Annotated in this window: 2 rRNA genes; both read right to left on the reverse strand. The window is 48.0% G+C overall.

What is annotated here, in order from left to right:
- Positions 1-98: ribosomal RNA gene (locus HWX08_RS34150) — 23S ribosomal RNA — on the reverse strand; the annotation flags it as partial.
- Between the two features lie 399 nt (positions 99-497).
- Positions 498-560, reverse strand: a 16S ribosomal RNA gene (locus HWX08_RS34155); the annotation flags it as partial.

A 560-nucleotide genomic window follows, 5' to 3' on the forward strand; every position in this document is an offset into this window, starting at 1 on the left:
GCTCGTTTGCCAGCTCCCCGTAGCTTTTCGCAGGCTACCGCGTCCTTCATCGCCTGTGATCGCCAAGGCATCCACCACATGCACTTGTTCGCTTGACCCTATAACGAGTCTGTCTCTCGACAGCCGCTACAGGTTGAGTTCTCGCGTTGTGCCGTATTCCAAAATCGAGCCGAACAATGAAGTTCGAATCATCTTGAGATACATCGATACAATCACAACCCGGATAACTTTCACGTCCATCTCAAGACGCTTCCGCTATCCAAATTACTTACTTCTTCCAGATTGTTAAAGAACGACAGCCGATACTTACTTCGTATCACTCTGACTGGCTCAATCGCCAATGAAAAAGACTCGAATCGAACTTCATTCGAATATTTATCATTGAGGATTATCGAAAGCGGCCGGCATTATAACCGACAAAACCGCTAACAGACAGTCTTTCTGTCTTTATCAACAGCCGATAAGCGTGAGCGCTCAACTTGTGCGAGAAGCTCTGGAAAGGAGGTGATCCAGCCGCACCTTCCGATACGGCTACCTTGTTACGACTTCACCCCAGTCAT

The organism is Burkholderia metallica, assembly GCF_902832845.1.
In the GTDB taxonomy this organism is placed as follows: Bacteria; Pseudomonadota; Gammaproteobacteria; order Burkholderiales; family Burkholderiaceae; genus Burkholderia; species Burkholderia metallica.